A 22,342-nucleotide genomic window follows, 5' to 3' on the forward strand; every position below is an offset into this window, starting at 1 on the left:
GTATATGTGCTATATGCGGCTCGTCTGAGGCCAAATGCTTGCAGCCAGCGCGCCAGGGCCGATATATCCTTGGCGCCCCCCACGAAGCGGACCCGTAATGACCCTGACCCCCGTTCGATTGCACAGCTGGTTGCGCCTGCAGCGTGAGGGCGTGCCGTTGGCTGCGCGGGCCGATGCCTTGTGCCGTGCGTTGCAGGATTGCCCGCAAGTGCGCCGCGCGGTGTATTTGAGCTGGCAACCCCAGGCCGGGATCTACAGCCATGAAGGCGCCGCCCAGCATTTTCCGCCGGGCCAGGGTGATCCCTCGCAGGCCAGCGACCACGTGTTGTTCGAGCGCTTGCTTGAGGCCGGGCGTTTGGACCTGGACCAAGTCCGGCAACTCGATTGCTGGTTGGCCGGCCGCTTGCGCCGCGCCGCCATCAGCCATGGCCAGGTCATGGACTTGGCCTTGCAACCGGGCCAGGACGGGTTGCTGCTGGTGCACTTGCGCGAAGGCGTCGATGGCGCCTGGCTGGGCGGGGTGCAGGACTGGCTGGCGACCTTGCTCCACAGCGTCAACGACATGCTGCGCGGGTCGCCGCTGCTGGGGCACGACCCGCAGCCGAGCCTGCTGCTCGACGCGCAAGGTCGGCCCCAGGAGTTCAATGCGGCCTTGTTGGCGCTACTGGCGGAGCAACCGCTGAGCGAGGCGCTGGACTTTCTACCGATCAACCATCGGATGCTGGTGCATGCGTGCCTGGACCAGCAGCGGGCCATCGAAGAGGTCGAAGCCCCGTTCCACGGCCGCATCCTGATCTGGACGTTCATCCCCGCCCCTCAAGACAACCGCGTGCTTGCCCGTTGCCGCGACGCCACCACGCAAGTGTTGGCCGAACGCGAAGCCGCCAAGGCGCGGCGGCTGTACCGGCTCATCATTGAGAACACCACCGACCTGATTTCCCGGCACACCCCCCAAGGCTGCTTTCTCGATGCTTCGCCGGCCTCCTGGACGTTGCTCGGCTACTGGCCCGAAGAGTTGCGCGGGCAAATGGCCCAGGGCTTGTTCCATGGCCAGGACCTGGCCAGCCTGGTCCACAGCGCCCGCGATGCGTTGGAGCAGGAGGGTTACCACACGATGACGTACCGCATCCGCCATCGGCAGGGGCATTACCTGTGGTTCGAGACCGCTTGCCGGGCGATCCGTGAAACCTACACCGGAGCGGTGGTCGAGGTGGTCAGCGTGTCCCGCGACGTGACCGCCCGGGTGCAGGCCGAAGAGAACAAGCGACGCCTGGCGGCGGTGGTCGAGGCCAACACCGACCCGGTGCTGTTCATCGACCCCGAGGGCCAGGTCACCTACCTCAACCCCGCGGCGCGGCGGGTGCTGGGCATCGACGAGCAACAACCCATGCCCACCCTGGCGCAGTTGTTCGCCAGCGCCGACCTGGCGCGGCTACAACGCGACGGTTGGAGCGGTGCCGAGCGCGATGGGGTGTGGAGCAGCGATGCGCGGCTGCAACCCCTGGGCCCGGGCGCTTCGGTGGCGGTGTCGCTGGTGCTGCTGGCGCACCGCTCGGCGGGGGGCGAACGCTACTACTCGCTGGTGGCGCGGGACATGACCGAACGGGAATTGCGCGAAGCGCAACAGCGCCGCCATCAGGACGAACTGGCGCACACGGCGCGCCTGGTAACCCTGGGCGAACTGGCCTCCGGCATCGCTCACGAGATCAATCAACCCCTGGCGGCCGTGGTCAACTATGCCAATGCCAGCCAGCGCTATTTACAGACGCTGGACTCCAACCCCCAGGCCGCCGCTCGCGTGGCCCAGGGCCTGGAGCGCATCACCCATCAGGCCACGCACGCCTCGCAAGTGATCCGGCGCCTGCGGGCCTTTTTGCGCAAGGGGCAGCGGCGCACCCAGGCCCTGGACTTCGCCGAGGTGGCCCGCGAAGCCGTGCGTTTGTGCGCCTGGGAGGCGGGCACGTGGCAAGTGACAATCGAGGACCGGCTGCCCGATAATCTGCCGCCGGTTTATGCCGACCGGGTGCTGCTGGAGCAGGTCCTGCTCAACCTGCTGCGCAATGCCATCGACGCCAATCGCGAACAACACCCCGGCCAACCCTCGTCGATCGTGCTGAGCGCAGGGCAGGGCGGCGCCGCTGCCGTGGAAATCCATGTACGCGACCAGGGCCCGGGCGTGAGCGAAGCTGAACTGGAGCAAATGTTTACCCCGTTCTATACCAGCAAGGCCGATGGCCTGGGGCTTGGGTTGTCCATGAGCCGCAGCATCATCGAAGGCTTCGGCGGGCAACTGCAGGCCCGGCGCGAACCGGTCGGGCTCACGATGGGCTGTCGCTTGCCGCTTGCCGGCCCCACAAAACAACAACAGGAATAATGCAATGGCGGGTGTCGCGGAACACGTGGTGTATGTGGTCGATGATGACCCAGGCATGCTCGATTCAACGGTCTGGCTGCTGGAGTCGGTGGGCCTCAAGGCCTTGCCCTTTACCAGTGGCGTGGCGTTTCTCGAGGCCTGCGATGCCAGCCTCGAGGCTTGCGTGCTGCTCGATGTACGCATGCCCGGCATGGGCGGGTTGAACGTGCAGGAAGAAATGCGCGTGCGCGAACTCGACCTGCCGATCATTTTTGTCAGCGGCCACGCCGATGTGCCGATCGTGGTGCGTGCGTTCAAGGCCGGCGCCCATGACTTCATTGAAAAACCCTACAACGAGCAGTTGCTGCTCGACAGCGTGCAACAGGCCCTCAGCCATAGCGCGGCCAGCCGTTCGGGCAGCCTGGGCCACGACGCCTTGCGGGCACGCTTGCTCACCCTGACCCCCCGTGAACGGGATGTGTTGCTACCCCTGGTGCAGGGCTACACCACCCGGGAAATTGCCGAGCAGTTGGGGGTCAGCGCCAAGACCGTCGACCTTTATCGCTCGCGGGTGATGAAGCGCATGCAGGCCAACACCTTGCCTGACCTGGTGGGCATGGCCATTGCGGCGCAACTGGTGGACCCGCTGAAGCTGCGTTGAACCTTTGCCTGCACATGAAAGAGCCCTGATTAATCAGGGCTCCAGGGCGCCGGGGGAACGGCTAATGGACCAGGGCCCCCGAGGGTAGGGGTGTTTCGTGAGGCGCCAGCGCTTGCACTTGAACATCGCTGACGCCATGGGCCTCCACCATGTTCCTCACGGCGTGGCAGAGCATGGTGTAACCCTGCGCATCGATGTAGCAAAGCCCCAGGCTGTCGGCCAGGTACTTCCAGGCATCGGCCTCGTGCATTTCGGGGGCGGCGATATTGAGGGTGCACTGCTGCCCGCAATAGGTGTAGCTGATTTTAAAGTCGGTAAACCTAGGCATGATTTCACCTTGCTGTATGGGTGACGACTCTCAAGAGCAACCGCAAACGCGCCATCCTAGGTTTTTTTAACCTTGAAGCGGCTCAGTTCCTGTTGCATCAAGGCCGCCCGCGCCGAAAGGTCCCGCGCCGCTACCGCGCAATCTTGTGAGTTGGCCTGGTTCTGCTGGGTCACCGCATCGATTTGCTCCAGGCCGATGCTTGCCTGTTGCAACCCTGATGCCTGCTCGCTGGATGCCTGGTAGATCAGCGACACCAGGCTGGAGACCGAACTGGTGCCGCTGACGATGCTTTTGAGCGACTCGGCGGTGCGGCCCGCGATAATCATGCCCCGTTGGGTCTTGGTCGAAGAGTCGGCGATCAGTGCGGCGGTTTGCTGTGCGGCTTCGGCGCTGCGGGCGGCCAGGCTGCGGACTTCGTCGGCCACCACGGCAAAGCCGCGGCCCAACTCGCCGGCCCGGGCGGCCTCGATGGCGGCGTTCAGGGCCAGGAGGTTGGTTTGCGCAGCGATGTTGTCGATGGTGGTGATGATGGCGGTGATGTCCTTGCCCGCGTTGTCGATCTCGGCCATGGCGGCGATCAACTCGCTCATCAGTTTGTCGCTTTCTCCGGCATCGGCCCGCGAGGCGAGGGATTGCTCATCGGCTTTCTTGGCATTGGCCGCGTTATCGGTGGTCTGGGCCGCCATTTGCGTCATCACGGCGCTGATCTGGGTAATGGAAGAGGCCGAGTTGGACGCACCGTCCGACAACGACTGGCTCAGGTCGGTCACCTGGGCCGAACTGCCGGTGATCTGAGTGGCGCTGAGCTGCACCTGGGTCATCAGGTTGTTGAGGTTGCTGACCATTTTCTCCAAGGCTTTGCCGAGGGTGTCCTGGGGTGACGATAACTGCACTTGCAGATCCAGGTCACCTTCGGAAATGCGCTCGGCTACGCGCACTTGGCGTTGCAGGCTTTCAGACATGTCGTTGAGGGCCAGGGACAGTTGGCCGACTTCGTCCTCCGATTGCTGGACCAGGCGCCGGGAGAAATCCCCCAGGCTGATGCTGGCCGCCAACGCCGCGGCTTCGCGGATCGGGCCGACGATTTTGGCCGCGGCAAACCACAGGGCCACCAGGGCCAGCAACGAAATGGCCAACCCTACGCACACCTGCCAGATGCTGTTGTGCAAGCTGCGCTGTTGCAGCTCATGTTCCAGGGCAATGGCTTGGGCCATGACCACCGCTTTGGGCAAGCGAATCATCACCGCCCAGGGCTTGCCGGTGCGCCCCAACTGGATGGGCATCAGCACTTCAATGTCTTGGGTCTGGGGGTTGAGCAGGCTGTCGCCGCGCCCGCTTTGGATATTGCCGAGCACTTTTTCCCAGGATTGCGGCAACAGCGCCTTGATGGGCTGGCCGATCAGGTCGGTACGCTGACTGTCCGCCACCACCAGCCCCTGGTTACTCAGGATCGACACCGACCCCTTGCCACCGTAAAGGTCGGCAGACATTTGCTCGCTGAGCTTCTGGATGAAGGCAATATCGAAATCAGCCCCGACCACGCCATAGAACTTGCCATCGGCCACGATCGGCACCGAGAGGGTGGTGAGCCACACCTGCTTGCCTTGGACGATGTACGGGATCGGGTCGAGCACGCTTTCCTTGAGGGTGGTGCGTGGCCCGCTGTACCAGCCGCCCTTGGGCACGCCGTTGGGGTGGCGGTCGGGGGAGTCGTACTCCACCAGTGGCTGCACCGCGATGTGGTTGCCGGCACTGCGCGTCCAGTAAGGCGTGAAGCGCCCGGTGGTCGGGTTGCTGCCATCCGAGGCGTTGCGAGAGGCCCCATCTTGGCCATCCAACGCCTCTGGCTCCCAGCATGAATAGGTGCCGTTGAAGTCCGGGTTGTCCTTGAGCACGCTGAGCAGCACGTTGTTGATTTGCTCGCGGCCCATGGCCAAGGGGCTTTGTGGGGTTTTACTCGCAGCAAAGGTGTTGGCCATGGTCCGTGCCGCATCCAGGGCATTTTGCAACTTGGCCTGAATAGCGTTGGCGCGGGATTCAGCCAAGTTTTGAATTTCGCGGATAGTTGATTGTTCAACTAATTTTGCAACTTCGGCGGAGACATATTGCTCATTGGCCCTCGTGCTGAACAACCCGTAAATCACCAGGCTGGCCGAGGAGACAAACAGGCATATACCTGCGGTCACGCAAATGCGTGCTTGTAATGACTTAAATTTCATATAACCCCCTGCCCACTATTCTTTCGCCCAACTTAAAGGGCGGCATCTTATTTTTTTGCACGACACGGCGAATGCTTATCAAATCGTTTGCTGTTTACGCCCTCTGGCCAGTCAGAGTGCGATACCGCTATTTATTCCAAGGGCTCATAACTTGGCGCAATCGCCGTGCCAGAGCGCTTGGGTATTGATGAAGCCATATTGTTTTGCCAACACGCGCTCGACGATTTTTTCAGTCTGCGGATGCTCGCTGATGTTGATGATTGTCGGGGTGATGTAGGCATTCAGGTGGGTTGAGAAAAACACTTTGACTTTGGGTGCCAACAACAACCCCGGAACTTGTTCGGTGACCACGCCAATCAGCCCGCTGCCCAAACGAACCAGCGAACCTACGGGGTAAATACCCACCGACTTTACAAACGCCTGAAATACCACGGTGTCAAAGTGATGCTTCCATTCCGACATTTTTTGCAGGGCGATGGCAGGGTCCCAGGCTTCGTTGTAGGGGCGGTCCGAGGTGACCGCGTCATACACATCGCAAACGGCTGCAATGCGCGCGAACAGGCTGATCTGCTCACCGGCCAATTGATCGGGATAGCCAGAACCATCGACCTTTTCGTGATGATGCAGGCACACGTCCAGCACCAACTCGCACACAGGAACCGTGGTACGCAACAGTTGTGCGCCTAACTCGGGATGCTGGCGAATGATGGCGAATTCATCGGCCGTCAACTTGCCGGGTTTGTTCAGCAATGTGGCGGAAACCGCCAACTTGCCCACGTCGTGCAGCAAGCCAGCGAGGCCGGCCTGGTGCACCAGTTCTGGGGAAAGTTCCAGTTGTTGGGCCACGGCAATCATCAGGGCGCAGACCGCAACGCAATGCATGTAGGTGTATTCATTGGCGTTTTTGAGCCGCACCAGGCTGATGAACGCATTGGGATGACGGGCAATGGACTGGCGTATGTCATCGACCAAGGTGTCTGCTTTATCTACCGTTATCGCGCGGCCCATGCGCGCATGGCTGAACATTTCCAGCATGGCCGAGCGCGATTGCACATAGAGCTTTTTGGCCGTGGCCAACTCTTCTTCCAGTGTTACCGGCGCTATGTGGCACGGCTCAGGCGCCTCGCCCGCAGCGGTGCTCGATTCAGGGATAGGGCGCTGTTGGCCCTGCCAATAGGGCGATTCGGAACACGAGTCGCACCGTTCACCCTTGGGTATCCCTTGGCATGGGTCACTGAGCTCTTTGAGTTTCAACATGGCACACCCCCGGTGTGTTCGCGTCCCTGTTCCCCTTTAAAACGTCCTTGGTTTCAATTGAAGTTGAGTATTTACGGCTGAGTGGTTTCGCGGATGCGGGCAACGACCCGGCCGGCCAGATCGTCGGGGCGGAACTTGGCGAGAAAGTCGCTGGCCCCCACTTTCTTGACCATCGATTGGTTGAAGCTGCCCGACAGCGAGGTGTGCAAGACGATGTGCAAACCCGCCATGCGCGGGTCGCTGCGAATCTCTGCGGTGAGCGTGTAACCGTCCATTTCGGGCATTTCGATGTCCGAGATCATCATCAGAAACTCTTCTTCGGGTTTGCGCCCCTCATCCAGCATCGCCCGCAGGTAGTTCAGAGCCTGTCGACCATCATTTAATGCGACGACCTCAACCCCGACGGTTTCCAGGCAACGGGTGACCTGCTTACGGGCCACCGATGAATCGTCCACGGTCAGCACCCGCAGTGTGCGCGCCAGTTCGGTCACGGCGGTATTGACCACGCCTTCTGAAATTTCTTCGCTGGTAGGGGAGATCTGGGCCAGCACTTTTTCGACATCGATGATCTCGACCAATTGATCGCCGCAGCGGGTCACCGCCGTTAGGTAGTTGTCGTCGCCACTGCCCTTGGGTGGCGGATGGATATCCTCCCAGTTCAAGTTAACGATATGTTCTACCGCATACACCAAAAAGCCCTGGGTACGGGTGTTGTACTCGGTAATGATGACGAACGCCGATTCAGGGTGTTCTACGCCCGGTAACCCGGTAACCCGGTGGCCATGGCCAAGTCCATGATCGGTATCGAAGTTCCCCGTATATTGGCTACGCCACATATGTTGGGGTTCGACTTAGGTAGTATGGACAGGCGAGGGCAACGAATAACTTCGCGAACTTTGAATACATTGATTCCATATAACTGATTCGCATTAAACCGGAAAAGCAGGAGTTCCAGGCGGTTCTGGCCTACCAGTTGTGTACGACTGTCGATTGACGCCATCACCCCAGTCATATGTTCCCCTCGCTTTAGGTAGCCAACATACATGGCACATTGAAATCATAGTAAGCGAGATGTGAAAACGCCGTGAAGTAAATTTTTACATTTTCTTCTTCGAGTACCTTTGGTCGTTTAAGTAAGCGGGTAACGATCAGGACTAATTATTGTGTAGCTAGCTAACTTACCTAATGTTTTTTAATGGCCGCCGGGTAAATAAACGCCCGGCGCCATTAAGCTCGATCTAGGCCCGAGGAAAGGCCAGGGTCGCGCGCAGGCCCGTGCCAGAGCGGTTTTCCAACGTGACCTGGCCCCCCATGCGGTCGGCAATGGCCTGCACTATCGTCAGCCCCAAGCCCGCGCCTTCGTCATTGCCCCGGCTATAAAACCGCTCGAACAAGCGTTCGCTTTCCGATTCATCGATGCCCGGTCCCTGGTCCTCGACCGTAAGTTCAAAGTGGTCGTTGTCCTGCTTGAGCGTGACGGTGACCACCCCTTGTTCAGGCGAGAAGTTGGCGGCGTTGGTCAGCAGGTTGTTCAGTGCGATGTCGATGGCGGCTGCATCGACGTGGGTCAGATAGGTGCCGTCCTGGGCCTCGAACTCCAGCTCCAACCCTTTGCTCAACAGCCAAGGGGTCATTTGCACCAGGCTGTCGCGTATGGAGGCCTTAAGGTCGATGCAGGGCAGGGAGGTGGCACTCGCGGCTTGTGGTTCGAGGCGGGCCATGGTCAGTAATTGGTTGACCAGGCGACTGGTGCGATCCACGCCACTGATTAGATGCTGCAATGACTCGCGGCGTTCTTGCTCGGTGCCTGCTTCCAAAAGGTTCTGCGCATGAACCCTCAGCACCGCCAATGGCGTGCGCATCTCATGGGCCGCGTCAGCGATGAAGCGATGCTCGCGGCCCAGTACTTCCTGGATTTGCGCGAGCATCCGGTTCAGGGCCGCTTGCATGGGTTCAAGTTCTGTCGGCAAGGGCATCAGGTGCAATGGCTCCAACGAACCCGAGTGACGGGCGCGCAAGGTGGCCGCCATATCCTCCAGGGGCTTGAGGCCCCAGCCGATGGCCAGCCAGACCATCGCCGCCAGAATCAGGCTGCCGAGTATGTTGGGCCACAGGGTATGGCGCACGATCCGGCCCACCAGGTCCGAGCGCACATCCTCACGCTCACCGACCCAGATGCGCAGGTTGTTGCTGCTGTCTTGCAGCATGAATGCGCGCCATTGGCGCTGGTGTAAATCCACAATGTCGCTGAAGCCCGCTGTCGCCGGGGGCGAAGTGAAGGTGGGGGCGCTGGCGGTATGCACGAGGACTTCGCCTTGCAGGTTCCAGACCTGGAAGGCGATTTTGCTCTCGTAGGGGTGGCCGTTGACCTTGGGCGCCGCCTCGCTCAGCGCTTTATTGAACGCCTGATACAGTTCGGCGTGCTCCTTGCCGGCCAGCGGCATGCGCATCACCCCTTGCAGCAAACGGGCGTTCTGCGCCAATTGAGCGTCATACACTTCGGCGATTTCGTGATTGCTGTCGTGCAGGTTGAACACGCTGAGGATCAGCAGGCCGGTGAGCATCAGGCCAATCATCAGCGTCAAGGTGCGGCGCCGAATGGAGGTCACGGGCGCTCCTCCACCAAGTAGCCAACACCGCGCACAGTGCGGATCAGATCACTGGCGAATTTTTTGCGCAGGTTGTGGATGTGCACTTCCAGGGTGTTGCTTTGCGCCTCTTCATTCCAGCCATACAGCAGTTGCATCAAGCGCTCGCGGGTCATTACCCGCCCCGGCGGCGACAGTAATTCGTACAGCAGTTGATATTCCTTGGGGGTCAGGACCACAGCCTCACCCTGGTAGGTGACCTGCTGGGTGCTGGGGTCCAGGCTGATGCCCCGATGTTCGATGAGCACCCGTGCTCGCCCGGCACTGCGCCGCAGCAGCGCCCGTAGGCGGGCTTTGAGCTCGGCGAGGTCAAAGGGTTTTATCAGGTAATCATCGGCGCCGGCATCCAGCCCGGCGATGCGGTCATCGGTCGCATCGCGGGCGGTGAGGATCAGCACCGGTAAGTTGGAACCGCTCTGGCGCAAGCGGCGCAGTACCTCCAAGCCGCCCATGCGTGGCAAGCCGAGGTCGAGCACCGCCAGGTCGAAGGTTTCACTGAGCAGCGCATGCAGGGCGCTGCTGCCGTCCTTGAGCCAGTCAACGGTGTAGCCCTCGCGCCCCAGGGCCTGATGCAGGCCTTCGCCCAGGGCTACGTCGTCTTCGATCAGTAATACGCGCACAGCAGCTCCCGTCAGTTGAGTTTTGCGTTGACGTCCACCAGCAACGCCTCGATCTCCTTGCGCCGCCCGTTGTCGGCGGTTTCCCGGCCGGGGCGTGGCGCTGCCTGCAACGCCTTGAGTAGGGCCGCCTTGGCCTCGCTGTAGCGCTTTTGACGGTAGAGGTGATCGCCCCAGAAGTACAGGCTGTCGATGCCATCGGGGTTGAGTTGCAACGCTTGCTTGAGCAACTGCTCGGCTTTGTCGGCGTCCCCAAAACCGATGGGCCAACCGGGTACGCGGTCGTACAGCGCGCCCAGGCTGGTGTAAGCCGAACCTTGCAGGGCTTTTGGGTCCAAGGCCAGAGCGTGCTCCAGGTCGGCCCTGGCCGCCTTGACGTTGCTCAGCGCGCCCAAGCCGCCCTGGGCGCCGGCCCAGCTACTGCGAACAATGCCCGACCAGATCCACGCTGGCGCGGCGCACTGGCGCTCCTGGGTAAATGCCAAGGCTTGGTCGGACAGTTGCTCGAAGGCCTGGGCTCGCTGCTCGGCGGGCAATTGGTATTGGATGTGTGCCCAGCGTTGCTGGATGTTGTCCAGGCGCTGTTGACAGGCGCTGTCCAGGGCCCAAGCGCCCTGGCTCAGCGCCCCTAGCAGTAAACACGCGACACGTTTTTTCATGGCTTGAGGTTCTCAGGGTCGGTTTTATGGCTCAGGTGGCGGATGAGCGGCAATTGCTTGCGCAAGCCGCGGTCCACCAACTGGGGTAGCAAACTATTCAGGCGCACAAAGAACCGTTCCGGCCAGCCCAGGTACAGTTCGCGACGATCACCGCTGATGGCATGGATCACAGCGTTGGCCACGGTGTGCGGGTCGTCGACATTGGCTTTGAGGGCTTCGTTCAAAGCCCGGGCCGCCGCGCCGTTCATGCTGGTACGAGTGGCGCGCGGGGCGACATAGAGCACATTGACCCGGGTATCGGCCAGCTCTCGGCGCAACGCCTCGGAAAACCCGCGCAGGGCGAATTTGGTGGCGCAGTAGGTGGCGTAGCCGGGATAGCCGATGGAGCCATAGGTGGAACCGACATTGACCACCATGGCGCTATCGGCCTCTTTGAGCAGCGGCAGCAGGAGCCGAGTGAGGCAGATCGGGGCGCTGACGTTCACCGCCAGCAGGGTGTTGATCTCGCTGTCCTCCAGCTGTTCGAGCATGGCGAAATGGTTGACCCCAGCGGCATTAATCAGCAGGTTGATGCCGCCAACGGCCTGGGCCGCGCTCAGTACCTTGCGTCGATCGGTAAGCTGGGTCAGGTCGGCGCTGACCCAGCACAAGTGCTGTGGGTACTGCTCGATCAACGGCGCCAGCGCTTCCCCGCGCCGCGCCACCGCCAGCACGCGGGCACCACTGGCACACAGGGCGGCGGCAATGGCCACACCGATGCCGCCGCTGGCGCCGGTCAGGATGACTCGGGCTTCACACAGGCGCATGGTGGTGCTCCCCATCGTGCGGCAGGCCACGGAACATATCGGCGTACAACCGGTACACCACTTTGCTGGCATGGATCACGGCGGCCTGGTCATCCGGGTCCTCGAGCCTGTCCATCAGGCGGCGGTAGGTCTGCATATGCTCGATATCCAACGAGCCATGGGAGCTGAGGTAGCTGAACGCGGTGGGCGGCAAATCCAGGTGTTTGGCGATGCTGCCTGCCGCGTGGGTGGCCAGGGCGATACTGGTGCCTTCGAGCACATTGACCATGCCAAACAGGCCCACGGGGTTGTCCCGGGCGATGAGGTCGTAAAGGAAGCTGACCATCAGCTCGATCGGCAGTGACGGGCGGCCATAGCGCACGGCATTGCGGTCACCGCCGCACACGACGATGTCATCGAGGATCCATTGCTCATGGCCGTATTCGTCCTCGATGTAGTCGCATACCGCTTTGCGCAGCCATTCCAGGTGCGAGGGCAGGCGCGCGCCACAGGCCATCATCAACGGGACGGTATGACGCACGTGGTAGTAGGCCTGGGCCAGAAACGCCCGATAGCTGTGCAGGCTGACCTTGCCCTCCAGGGCGTCGCGGATGATGGGCAGGTTGAACAGCTCATGGCGTTCGTGGTGGGTGGCTTCTTGCAGGGTTTCAAAAAAACTCATGATGGAAATTCCTCGTTGAGGGTCAAACAAGTGAGTTGGGCGTGGTAACGCGCCACGATGGCGTCGCGGCGTGGCCGCCCATTGGCAGTGAGCAGGCCGTTGCTTGCGGTGAACGGTTGATCCAGGCGCGTCCAGCGGTGGACTTGGGCGTAATCGGGTAACCCCTGATTGGCCCGAGCCACGGCGGCGTCCATCTGGGCATCGCTGCAATCGGGACGATGGGGCCAGAGCAGGGCGTGGTTGTGGGGCATGGCTTCGCCGTAGACGAAGGCTTGCGCGATATGGCGGCCCTGAGTCAGTTCGGCCTCGACCCACTCGGGGTTGACGTTGCGCCCGAAACTGGTGACGAACTGGTGCTTCTTGCGCCCTTTGAGGTAGAGAAAACCCTCGGCGTCGAACTCGCCAAGATCGCCACTGGGCCACCATTCGTCGGTATGGGGAGGCTGGCCCAGGTAGCCGAGCAGCGCCGAACCCTTGATGAGCACTTCACCGTCTTCGGCCAATTTGACTTGCAGGTGCGGTAATGGCCGCCCGACGCTGCCGGGCCGGCAAGCCTGGGGTCGATTCAGGCAAACCACGGATGCGCACTCCGACAAACCGTAGCCTTCATATACCGGCAGGCCGACTTGCTGGGCACGGGCCAGGAGTTGCGTGGATACCCGCGCGCCACCGACCGCGACAAAACGCAACGAGCGAGGGTTGAAGGCGTTTTGTTCGGCGGCGCTGACCAGCAGCAACAGCAACTGCGGCACCAGGATCATGCTGTGCGGTGCGCGGGCGGCCAGGACACCGAGCAGGCGAGGCACATCGACGCCACTGGCGCCCTGGATGCCCAGGGTTTTGAGGCCGGGCACGCTCACCGTGGCGCCGGCCAGCAGCGCTGCGTAGCAACCGAGGTTTTCCAGGAGGATGGCCAGTGGCAGCAGGGTCAGGTGATGCTGGGGTGCGGTGGGTTGGCTGGCCTGTTCCAGCTCACGCACCACACGCAGCAGGCTGTGGGCGCTTAGGCACACGCCCTTGGGCGTGCCGGTGGTGCCAGAGGTGAACGTCAGCTTTGCCGTGCCGGCGGGGACCTGCCCGGGGCCGGCGCGATGCTTGCGCCACAACCCGCCAAGGTTGACGTAGCCCGCAGCCTGCAGTTCGGCGGCGAGTGCCGGTTCGCCGATCACCGTATCGGCCTGGCTTTGGTGCAGGCAATGGCTGCGTTGGGCGGGGCTGAAAAAGGGCGGCAGGGGCAGGCACGTCAGCCCCTCGAACAGTAGCGCGAGGTCCCAAAGCAGCGCGTCCACGCCATTGTCCAGCGCCAGTGCGACCACGTTGGCCTGCTGCGCGCGTAACTGCTGTTGGCGCGAGACGACTTCGGCGTACAGGGTGGCGTAGTCCAGTTTCAAGTCATCCCCCCACAGTGCCGTCGTGTTGGGCCTGTGCTCGGCATGGTTGCGCAGCACCTGTTTGAAGCGTTCCAGTTCAAGCGACATGAGAGGCCTGCGCGGTGGCGGTCGGCAAGCCGAGGCGGTTGAACAGGCCAGTGCTGCGCAAGTGCGCAAAACCGGCGCGGATATTGCCAACATGCACCTGTGGCTGGCTCTCGTAGTAGCTGCCCCAGGCGTGGCGCTCATCGCCCAGACGCATCGGGTCGGCGGCACAGAGGGTGATGGGCTTGAGGCCCAGGCGTAGAAAACTGTTCACCAGGCCAATGCTGCCGGTGAACGCGACCCATTCCAGGCCTCCCATCGCCAGCAGATACGTGATTGCGATGATGCTCAGGCGCGCGCTACCGGTATCGGCGGCGGCGAGGTTGCCGACTTCCACAATGGACTGGCGGCCGACCGGCTGCCCGTCTGCGGCGCTGATGAGCTGTTCTATGGGGGCGTCCAGGTAGCGCTCCAAAAACAACGCCTCGGTGCCGGCCAGGCGTACGCCGGCCACGGCACACAGCCCATCCGATGGGCTGCTGACACCGAACAGGTGCGGCATGAAGTGCTGGATCTGCGCGCCATGGGCTTTGTGAAAACGCTGCTGGATAAACGCTTCGTAGACAGGCCGCAGGCTGTCGCCCGGCATGGCGCTGGCCAGGCTCAGGGGTGAAGCCTCTGCCTGGCCCAGGTGCAAGGGCAGAGGGATGTTCCAGTCAAAATCGGGCATTGGACGGTGCCTCCCAAGGAATGTGTTGGGGGCAGTATTGGAGGCGATTCTTAATGGAGTCTGAAGATCGTCCAAATGATTCGGGACAGGGGCGATGGACTTGAGGGGCTGTAACGATCAATCATTATTTATTTTCATATAATGTGTTTTTGTATTAGGATCGCCGCCAAGGTGATGGGATCGAGGGCTTGGCCATGGATATACAGCAACTGCGCAGCAATGCCGAAGCCGCGGGGCAACTGCTCAAGGCCCTGGGCAATCCCGAGCGGCTGCTGTTGTTATGCCAGTTGAGCGAGGGTGAGCGCAGCGTCAGCGAGCTGGAGCGTTTGCTTGATATCCAGCAACCGACCCTGTCCCAGCAACTGGGGGTTTTGAGGCGTGAAGGGCTGGTGGCCACGCGGCGTGAGGGCAAGCACATTTTTTATCGCATCGACAGCCCGGCCGCTTTGGCGGTTATCAATACGCTGTACCAACTGTTTTGTGCGCAGGAGCCTCAATGATGATCGATTGGGCCAGCTTCACCCCCTGGACGTCACTGGCGGGGGGCGCGTTGATTGGGCTTGGCGCCAGCCTGTTCGCCATGATGAATGGCCGCATCGCCGGCATCAGTGGGCTGCTGGGTGCCGTGCTGGAAAAGCGGGGCGAAGGGCGCGGCGAAAAAGCACTGTTTCTCCTTGGCTTGATGCTGTCGGCCGTGCTGTGGTGGAGCATTGCCGGGCGCCCACTGGTGCAGTTTCAAAGCGGTTGGGCCGGGCTGTTGCTGGCCGGCTTGCTGGTGGGCGTGGGAACCCGCTATGCCTCAGGCTGTACAAGTGGCCATGGCGTGTGCGGCTTGGCGCGCCTGTCCAAACGCTCCTTTGCTGCGACGCTGTGTTTTATGGGCGCCGGTTTCGCCGTGGTGTTCATTACCCGTCACTGGATAGGAGCCTGAGCATGCGTGGGTTGATGGCGTTGTGTGCCGGGGTTCTGTTCGGCCTGGGGTTGCTGCTGTCGGGCATGGTCAACCCGGCCAAGGTGCTCGGTTTTTTGAACCTGGCGGGGCCGTGGGATCCCTCCCTTGGGCTGGTCATGGTCGGCGCGATCGGGGCGGCCCTGGTGCCGCTGCAATGGAGTGCCCGGCAAACCCGATCGCTGCTGGGTTCACCGATGCGCATGCCTTTGGCACGAACCCTTGATCGGCGTTTGATCGGCGGCAGCCTCGTCTTTGGCATCGGCTGGGGCATCGCCGGTATCTGCCCCGGGCCAGCGATAGCGCTGCTATTGAGCGGCCACTGGCAAATCCTGCTCTTCGTCCTGGCGATGATGGCGGGAATGGCGATGTACAACGGCCTGGAACGCTGGGCGTCACCTTAGAAAATAATGGCTATCTGCCACATGCGTTCTCACATAAAATAGCTTGCGCAGGGATGCAGGTTAGCCATCACCCAGGGAGGCGCCTTTGTCGGGCCGGTGTTTTCGTCACCCTACCTGCGAGCCAGAGATTACTTGGGCCGCTATTTCTTGCGCTCTATTGGAAATGCCCCAAATGTCGTCCCGGCCCGTCCCTAAGTGCAATTTGCGCACCCTGATCCTACTGTTCTCGTTACTGGCCAGTTTTGTCACCCTGTTCAATGACCTCTACGCCACCTACCGCATCCAGCGCGAGGCTTTGGTTCGTAACTCCCTGGAAGCCAACCGGGCTTATGCGGCCAAGGTGGCCCTGTCCATTGGCCAAAACCTGGGCGCCGACCTCGACCGGTTGAATTACAGCGCCAAGGTTTTAGGCCAACAGTTCTCATCCGAAACGATTCGCAGCGAGGAAGTGCGGCGGCTGATCGAACAGGATCAAAGCTTCAATACGACGGTCGTCGCTAACGCCCAGGGCGAGGTGTTGGCCGCCTTTCCAAAATTGCTCAATGTCAAAGGCCAAACCATCCGTTTCAAGGAAGCGCTGACCCGCAGGCAAGGCATGATTAGCCCGGCCTTCAATTCCCTCGCCGGCAATTTGATCGTGTTTATCTCCCAGCCAATCTGGGGGCCGGGCGGGGAGTACCTGGGGCTGGTCGGCGGGACCATTTACCTGCGTGAGGCCAATGCCCTCAGCGAGGTCGCGAGCCGACATTTCCAATGGGACAATTCCCAGGTGTATCTGGTGGACGATAAGCGTCACCTGCTGTTTCACCCGGACGCGAGCAGGATTGGCGAGGTCGTGGGCGCCAACCCCGCCATCGATGCCTTGCTCCGGGGTGAAAGTAGCGCCGCGCACATTGTCGACTCCAAGGGCGTGGAGATGCTCGCCGGTTATGCGGCGGTGCCTAAAAGCGGGTGGGGCGTGGTCTCGCAACAGCCCATGAGCGTCCCGGCCGCCGCGTTGCGCGAGCTGATGTACCAAGTGGTATTGAGGGTTATCCCGATGAGCCTGGTGGGTATTTTCCTGCTCTGGTGGGCCGCGGCACGCATCAGCCACCCCCTGAAGCGGCTGGCGGACCTGGCAGAGAACATGGATAACATCCAGGACATCCGCAAGGTGCGGGCCTGGTATTTCGAGGCGTGGCGCATCCGCCGGGCCATGATAATGGGCAGGCTGCTCACCCAGGATCGCATCGGCAAGCTCAATCACCAGGCGTTGAGCGCCCCCTTGACGGGGTTGGCGAACCGGCGGGTGCTGGAAGATTGCCTGCGCGATTGGGAACTGCTGGATAAAAGCTTCGCGGTTATCAGCATGGATATTGACCACTTCAAGCGGGTCAACGATGAGTTTGGCCACGATGCCGGCGACAAGGTGTTGCAGGCATTCGCCAGCCTGCTGCGCCAGAACTGTCGCGACCATGATGTTCCCTGTCGCGTGGGCGGCGAAGAGTTCATCCTGCTGCTGCCATCGGCCACGCTGGCTGAGGCTACGGAGGTCGCGGAACGGATCAGGCGTTCGATGGCAGAAACGGTGTTCCCTCCCGCGGGCCATGTCACGCTCTCACTGGGCGTCTCGTGTTGGGTACCGAATCAGCAGGATGTTCATGCCGCGCTTAAAGAGGCTGATGAGCTTCTTTACCGAGCGAAGCAGAGCGGCAGGAACCGCGTCATGTGTCAAGGCACGGCGGCTTCGGCGACGACAAGCTGAGGATGGCGCAAGACACCTGTGTCATACGCCATCCACTGTTGGATAACCCAGGTCAGACCTTGAACCGCCCGACCAACCGGTTCAGTTCAATAGCCAAGTTGGACATCTCGCCACAGGCGCTGGCGGTCTGACTGGCGCCCGCCGCACTCTGGATAGACAACTCGCGAATACTGGTCAGGTTCTGGTCGGCTTCACGGGCAACCTGGGCCTGCTCTTCAGAGGCGGTGGCGATCAGCAGGTTGCGCTCGTTGATCTGGCCAATAGCCTGGGCGATCTGTTTGAGCGACGCATCCGCACTCTGCGCCACCGTAATGGAGTTGTTGGCCATCCCCGCACTGGTGCTCATCGCGCTGACCGCTTGGGATGAGTCCACCTGAATGGCGGTAATCATCTGCTCGATTTCCTGGGTCGATTGCTGGGTGCGGTGGGCCAATGCCCGAACTTCATCGGCCACCACGGCAAACCCACGGCCTTGCTCACCGGCGCGGGCGGCTTCGATGGCGGCGTTGAGTGCCAACAAGTTGGTTTGTTCGGCAATCGCGCGGATCACTTCCACCACTTTGCTGATGTCTTGAGCCCTGGTGGACAACGCCTTGACCTGCTCACCGGTGCTGGCCACGTTTTCAGCCAAGCCTTCGATGGCCTTCAAGGTTTGCGCCACGTTCTCGATGCCGGAATGGGTGAAGGCCATGGATTCTCGCGACGATTGCGCGGCGGCCTCGGCATTGCGCGCCACTTCGTCTACCGCAGCACTCATCTGGGTGACCGCCGTGGCGGCCTGGTTGACCTCATCGTTCTGGCGCACCAGGCCTCGGCTGGCGTCCTCGGTCACGGCGGTCATTTCCTCCGAGGCCGAAGCCAGTTGCGTGGAAGAGTCGGCGATCTGCGAGATGGTCAGGCGCAAGTTCGCCTGCATTTTCGACAGCGCGGCCAACAAACGGCCGGCTTCGTCACCGCCGTCGACTTGAATGTCCTTGGACAAATCGCTGCTCGCGATGCGCTCGGCGACCGCCAGGGCAACGCTGATAGGCGAGGTGATGCTGCGGGTCAGCAGCGTGGCAAGTACGACGGTCAGCAGCACGGTCAGCGCGAGGAGGGCGCCCACCAGCGTCACGCCACTGGTATAGATAGACGTGGCATTGACCCCAGCAGCCTTGGCGCCCTCGGAGTTGAAGTCCGACAGTTTAATCATCTTCTCTTGCAGGGAGTTGGTGAACGGGCTGATACGGGTATTTATCAACGTGACAGCGGCGGCGTTGTCGCCGCTTTGCAGCAGTGGCTCCAGGACGTCCAGCAGTTTGAAGTATTCCTGCGTATCCGTCGCCACCGCGTCATACAGCTCACGCTCCTGCGGCCCCGTAATCAGAGGTAAATAATCGCTGACGCTGCTGGCCAGTGCCTTGCGATAGCCACTCAATGCAGCCATGCGGGCTTGGCGCTGTTGCTCATCCACCGTGGCGGTGATCCGCAGGCTTTCCAGACGCAGGCGCAGAGTACCGGCCTCCATCTTGCCAATCTCGCGCATGCTGGGCATCCAATTGTTTTCGACATCCTGTTCGGTCTCTCGCAGCTTGCCCATTTGCAGCACGGCAACGATCCCCAGGGCAAAAACCACCAGGACTATGAGAGAGAAAAATACGGCTGACCTTGGGGCAAGGTTCAATGTCCTGATGTTCATGTGTAGGCCTCTTTTTTATAGCATCGCCAGATAATGGCGATTCAATATCACTGTAGACCTTGGCGTGTCGTGAGAACATCCTATCGATGTGAAAATGTTGTTGCCCCACTGGACACGCCCTGCATCCGACGGGCGGCACAGACGCAGGTATTGAGCTTGGCCTTCGGGTCCGGTTTGGGTGCTTAAACAACGTCGTCGATGAGTATGTGGTACGTCCCCCGGCTGCATTGCTCGATACGCGCCTGGACCTTATAGACGCTGCGTAGCATGTGCTCGGTGATGACCTCGTAGCAGGGCCCGCTACCTGGGCTGGTGCCATCAGCGATGACCAGCACTTGGTCTGCAAAGCGCAGCGCTTGGTTCAGGTCATGGATGGCAATGAACACAATAGCTTCCTGTTGGCGCGCGAGTGTGCGCATAAAGCTCAGAACCTGCACTTGGCGATGCATGTCGAGGGCGCTGGTGGGTTCATCCATCAATAGGATTTCTGGCTCGCGCACCAGGGTTTGCGCGATGGACACCAATTGCTGTTGTCCGCCACTGAGTTCACCCAGGTTGCGAAAGGACAGGCTACTGATGCCCAGCGCAGCCAGAATCTCATCCACCCGCTTCAACTCGTCATCGTCAACCGCCCATCCCGACGTCAACTGTTTGCGCGCCAGTAACACCGACTCGTAGACCGTCAACCGCGCACTGGCATTCAGGCCCTGCGGCATGTAGCTGATGGCGGCCGGGCCCTTTTTCGAGCCCTGCAAAATGACCTGCCCGGGGCCGTCGATCAAACCGGCCATGCGTTTGAACAGCGTCGATTTCCCTGCGGCGTTAGGCCCGACTACCGCGACGACCTGACCGCCGAAAAACATCGCCGTCGATACCTCACGAATGATTTCGCGCTGGCCGTAACCGGCACCGAGGTTCTCCAGTTGCAGCGTCACCATGAGTTTTTCTTCCCGCCGAGGATTAAAGAGATGAAGAACGGCACGCCGATCAATGACGTGACCACGCCAATGGGGAAGATCGCCCCTGGAATCAAGGTTTTGCTGACCACGGAGCTGGCCGACAGAATCAGCGCGCCGGTCAGCAACGAGGCGGGTAGAAAGAAGCGTTGGTCTTCACCGATAAGCATGCGCGCGATGTGAGGGCCGACCAGGCCGATGAAGCCGATGGTGCCCACGAACGCCACGGGAAACGAAGCGAGCAGGCTGACCATAATCAGCGTCTGAAAGCGTAGGCTGCGCACATTGATGCCGAAACTGGCCGCCTTGTCATCGCCAAGGCGCAAGGCCGTCAAGGCCCAGGCGCGTTTGGCAAAAATCGGCAGCGTAATCAGGATCACCACGCAGATTACCCCCAGTTTCGGCCAAGTGGCTTTGGTCAGGCTGCCCATGGTCCAGAAGACCACCGCAGCCACGGCTTGCTCGGTGGCGAAGAATTGCACCAGAGCTAACAGCGCGTTAAAGGTGAACACCAGCGCAATGCCAAGCAGCACAATGGTTTCGGCCGTGACGCCGCGCCGCATGCTGAGGAAATGGATCAACAGCGCCGAAAGCATGGCCATGATGAAGGCATTGAGCGGCACCATGAACTGCGCCGCCAGTGGGAACAACGCCACACCAAACGCCAGCCCCAACGCGGCGCCGAAACTGGCCGCGGCAGAGATGCCCAGGGTGAAGGGGCTGGCCAACGGGTTGTTGAGGATGGTCTGCATCTGCGCGCCGGCCAAGGACAGTGCCGCACCGACGGCGACGGCCATCAGCGCGACCGGCAGGCGAATATCCCACATCACCACGCGCACCTGGGGCGAGGCGCTGTCCGGGGAAATCAGTGCCCCGACGACTTCGCCCAGGCTGTAACTGGCCGGCCCCAGCGCCAAATCGAGCAGTACGCTGCATAACAACAAGAGCACCAGCCCAGCCAGTATCAAGCGCTTGCGCGTCACCAGGCGACGATAAGCCTCGCGCTGGACAACCACGGCGTCAGTCAACGAGCTCATGGTTTGCCCCCCGGTTCGCGCAAGCTGACAAAGTAGCCGCCCGCATACGGCACTGGCAGGAAGCGCTCATGCAGTTCGCGAAATGACGCATCCGGGTCGAGATCGGCAAACAGCTCGGGGTGGAACCATTTCGCCAACTGCTGGATGGCCACGAACTGATAGGGGCTGTTGTAGAACTGATGCCAGATGGCGTGAAAAGCTTGAGGCTCCTGGGCCTTGATACCGGCGTAGGCCGGGCGCTGGGTGTACCAGGCGAGTTTCTTGCGTGCCTGATCCATGTCCGCGCCCGGACCGACACCGACCCAGTGGCCGCCAGGGGCAAAGGCTTCCCAGTTGGCGGTGGTGACCACCACGTGAGCCGGGTTGGCGACGATCACTTGCTCGGGGTTCAACTGGCCGAACGTGGTTGCAATGATGCGCCGGGCGATGTTGTTACCACCGGCCATATCGACGAACAGCCCGAAGTTCTCGTTACCGAAACTCAGGCAGCAATCATCGGTATAGCCGCCGATACGCTCGATGAACACGCTGGGGCGCGGCGGGTGGTGTTTTTCGATGACGTCGGTGACGCGGTGGATCTGTTGGTTGCGAAAGTCGATGAGAGCCTGCGCCCGTTGTTCCTTGCCCAACAGTTGGCCGAACAGGCGCATGGTCGGTTCGGTGTTCTGCATCGGGTTGTTGCGAAAGTCGACGTACACCACCGGGATGCCCAGCGCGTCGAGCTTTTCGATGTAGCGGGCATCTTCAGTGGCGTGTTGCGCCTCGACGTTGAGGATGATGACGTCAGGGCGCTGGGAGATTGCCTGCTCGAGGTCGAAGGTGCCGTCTTCAAAACCGCCGAAGGTGGGGATTTTGGCGATGTCGGGGAATTTGCGCAGGTAGGCGTTGTAGGTATCCGGGTCGGACTGAATCAAATCCTTGCGCCAGCCCACGATCCGTTCAATGGGGTTATGGGTGTCCAGGGCCGCCACCAGGTACAACTGGCGACCTTCGCCCAAAATTACCCGCCTGACCGGCAGGTGAACCTTGACCTTGCGCCCCAGTAGGTCGGTCACCTCGGTGCGTGCCGTGTCCACCTCGGTGGCGTGAGCGGTGCGCGCTAGACCTAGCAGTCCTACCAGTAGCAGCACAGCCAAGGCGTAGCTGCGTCGATTAAAAATCACCATGGTCAAAGCCTTTGTAGAGTCAGATCGGCCAGCAGTCCACACCGCCACCGGGCT

At 61.3% G+C, this 22,342-nt stretch carries 20 protein-coding genes and 2 pseudogenes; 6 read left to right on the top strand and 16 right to left on the bottom strand.

What is annotated here, in order from left to right; genetic code table 11:
• Positions 1-97 precede the first annotated feature (97 nt).
• Together AC19YT_RS14755 and AC19YT_RS14760 are read left to right on the top strand one after the other, a co-directional pair.
• A complete protein-coding gene (locus AC19YT_RS14755) occupies positions 98-2,374 on the top strand; it encodes a PAS domain-containing sensor histidine kinase (RefSeq protein ID WP_500610510.1) in 2,277 nt (758 codons plus the stop codon).
• A 4-nt stretch (positions 2,375-2,378) separates the two neighbouring features.
• Entirely contained in the window at positions 2,379-3,014 is a 636-nt protein-coding gene (locus AC19YT_RS14760) for a response regulator transcription factor (protein ID WP_095108402.1), read from the top strand.
• Between the two features lie 61 nt (positions 3,015-3,075).
• On the opposite strand, the gene AC19YT_RS14765 is transcribed toward AC19YT_RS14760, so the two are convergent.
• From AC19YT_RS14765 to AC19YT_RS14815, 11 genes and pseudogenes are all read right to left on the bottom strand, one after another.
• A complete protein-coding gene (locus AC19YT_RS14765; protein ID WP_095108401.1) occupies positions 3,076-3,342 on the bottom strand; it encodes a DUF6555 family protein in 267 nt (88 codons plus the stop codon).
• A 56-nt stretch (positions 3,343-3,398) separates the two neighbouring features.
• A complete protein-coding gene (locus tag AC19YT_RS14770; RefSeq protein ID WP_095108400.1) occupies positions 3,399-5,561 on the bottom strand; it encodes a methyl-accepting chemotaxis protein in 2,163 nt (720 codons plus the stop codon).
• A 144-nt stretch (positions 5,562-5,705) separates the two neighbouring features.
• Entirely contained in the window at positions 5,706-6,596 is an 891-nt protein-coding gene (locus tag AC19YT_RS14775) for an HD-GYP domain-containing protein (RefSeq protein ID WP_500610511.1), read from the bottom strand.
• 293 nt (positions 6,597-6,889) lie between these two features.
• Positions 6,890-7,830 (bottom strand): annotated as a pseudogene (locus tag AC19YT_RS14780) (chemotaxis protein CheV).
• Positions 7,831-8,056: 226 nt separating this feature from the next.
• Positions 8,057-9,427 carry a sensor histidine kinase gene (locus tag AC19YT_RS14785; RefSeq protein WP_500610512.1) on the bottom strand — a complete coding sequence of 457 codons (1,371 nt, stop codon included), beginning with the start codon at positions 9,425-9,427 and terminating at the stop codon, positions 8,057-8,059.
• Positions 9,424-10,086: a response regulator gene (locus AC19YT_RS14790; protein WP_095108396.1), complete on the bottom strand. Its 663-nt coding sequence runs from the start codon at positions 10,084-10,086 to the stop codon at positions 9,424-9,426. Before AC19YT_RS14790 ends, AC19YT_RS14785 begins: the two co-directional genes overlap by 4 nt.
• Positions 10,087-10,097: 11 nt before the next feature.
• A complete protein-coding gene (locus tag AC19YT_RS14795; RefSeq protein ID WP_500610513.1) occupies positions 10,098-10,742 on the bottom strand; it encodes a tetratricopeptide repeat protein in 645 nt (214 codons plus the stop codon).
• The gene (locus tag AC19YT_RS14800; protein WP_095108394.1) at positions 10,739-11,548 is read right to left on the bottom strand and encodes an SDR family oxidoreductase; all 810 of its coding nucleotides are present in this window, start codon (positions 11,546-11,548) and stop codon (positions 10,739-10,741) included. The genes AC19YT_RS14795 and AC19YT_RS14800 overlap by 4 nt, the downstream gene beginning before the upstream one ends.
• Complete coding sequence (locus tag AC19YT_RS14805) at positions 11,535-12,209, bottom strand: iron-containing redox enzyme family protein (protein ID WP_095108393.1); 675 nt, start codon at positions 12,207-12,209, stop codon at positions 11,535-11,537. Before AC19YT_RS14805 ends, AC19YT_RS14800 begins: the two co-directional genes overlap by 14 nt.
• Positions 12,206-13,687, bottom strand: coding sequence for an AMP-binding protein (locus AC19YT_RS14810; RefSeq protein ID WP_500610514.1), 1,482 nt, complete (start codon positions 13,685-13,687; stop codon positions 12,206-12,208). The genes AC19YT_RS14805 and AC19YT_RS14810 overlap by 4 nt, the downstream gene beginning before the upstream one ends.
• Entirely contained in the window at positions 13,677-14,354 is a 678-nt protein-coding gene (locus AC19YT_RS14815) for a thermostable hemolysin (protein WP_095108391.1), read from the bottom strand. The genes AC19YT_RS14810 and AC19YT_RS14815 overlap by 11 nt, the downstream gene beginning before the upstream one ends.
• Before the next feature lie 194 nt (positions 14,355-14,548).
• Here AC19YT_RS14815 and AC19YT_RS14820 point away from each other — a divergent pair, with 194 nt between their 5' ends.
• The 4 genes from AC19YT_RS14820 (at position 14,549) to AC19YT_RS14835 (ending at position 17,451) form a co-directional block, all read left to right on the top strand.
• On the top strand, positions 14,549-14,854 hold the full coding sequence (locus AC19YT_RS14820) for an ArsR/SmtB family transcription factor (RefSeq protein WP_095108390.1): 306 nt from the start codon (positions 14,549-14,551) through the stop codon (positions 14,852-14,854).
• Positions 14,851-15,285: a YeeE/YedE family protein gene (locus tag AC19YT_RS14825; protein ID WP_095108389.1), complete on the top strand. Its 435-nt coding sequence runs from the start codon at positions 14,851-14,853 to the stop codon at positions 15,283-15,285. The genes AC19YT_RS14820 and AC19YT_RS14825 overlap by 4 nt, the downstream gene beginning before the upstream one ends.
• Before the next feature lie 2 nt (positions 15,286-15,287).
• Positions 15,288-15,707: a DUF6691 family protein gene (locus AC19YT_RS14830; protein ID WP_095108388.1), complete on the top strand. Its 420-nt coding sequence runs from the start codon at positions 15,288-15,290 to the stop codon at positions 15,705-15,707.
• 202 nt (positions 15,708-15,909) lie between these two features.
• On the top strand, positions 15,910-17,451 hold the full coding sequence (locus tag AC19YT_RS14835) for a diguanylate cyclase (RefSeq protein ID WP_500610515.1): 1,542 nt from the start codon (positions 15,910-15,912) through the stop codon (positions 17,449-17,451).
• A gap of 52 nt (positions 17,452-17,503) precedes the next feature.
• Here AC19YT_RS14835 and AC19YT_RS14840 read toward each other — a convergent pair whose 3' ends face one another.
• The 5 genes and pseudogenes from AC19YT_RS14840 to AC19YT_RS14860 form a co-directional block, all read right to left on the bottom strand.
• Positions 17,504-18,367, bottom strand: coding sequence for a methyl-accepting chemotaxis protein (locus AC19YT_RS14840; protein ID WP_500610530.1), 864 nt, complete (start codon positions 18,365-18,367; stop codon positions 17,504-17,506).
• Positions 18,362-19,129 (bottom strand): annotated as a pseudogene (locus AC19YT_RS14845) (MCP four helix bundle domain-containing protein); the annotation flags it as partial. The pseudogene AC19YT_RS14845 and the gene AC19YT_RS14840, both read right to left, overlap by 6 nt.
• 182 nt (positions 19,130-19,311) lie before the next feature.
• Complete coding sequence (locus AC19YT_RS14850) at positions 19,312-20,067, bottom strand: ABC transporter ATP-binding protein (protein WP_095108385.1); 756 nt, start codon at positions 20,065-20,067, stop codon at positions 19,312-19,314.
• Positions 20,061-21,122, bottom strand: a complete 1,062-nt coding sequence (locus AC19YT_RS14855) for a FecCD family ABC transporter permease (RefSeq protein WP_500610516.1) — start codon at positions 21,120-21,122, stop codon at positions 20,061-20,063. The genes AC19YT_RS14850 and AC19YT_RS14855 overlap by 7 nt, the downstream gene beginning before the upstream one ends.
• Positions 21,119-22,288, bottom strand: a complete 1,170-nt coding sequence (locus tag AC19YT_RS14860) for an ABC transporter substrate-binding protein (protein WP_500610517.1) — start codon at positions 22,286-22,288, stop codon at positions 21,119-21,121. Before AC19YT_RS14860 ends, AC19YT_RS14855 begins: the two co-directional genes overlap by 4 nt.
• Positions 22,289-22,342: the final 54 nt, after the last annotated feature.

It is taken from the genome of Pseudomonas sp. MF08875 (assembly GCF_059862525.1).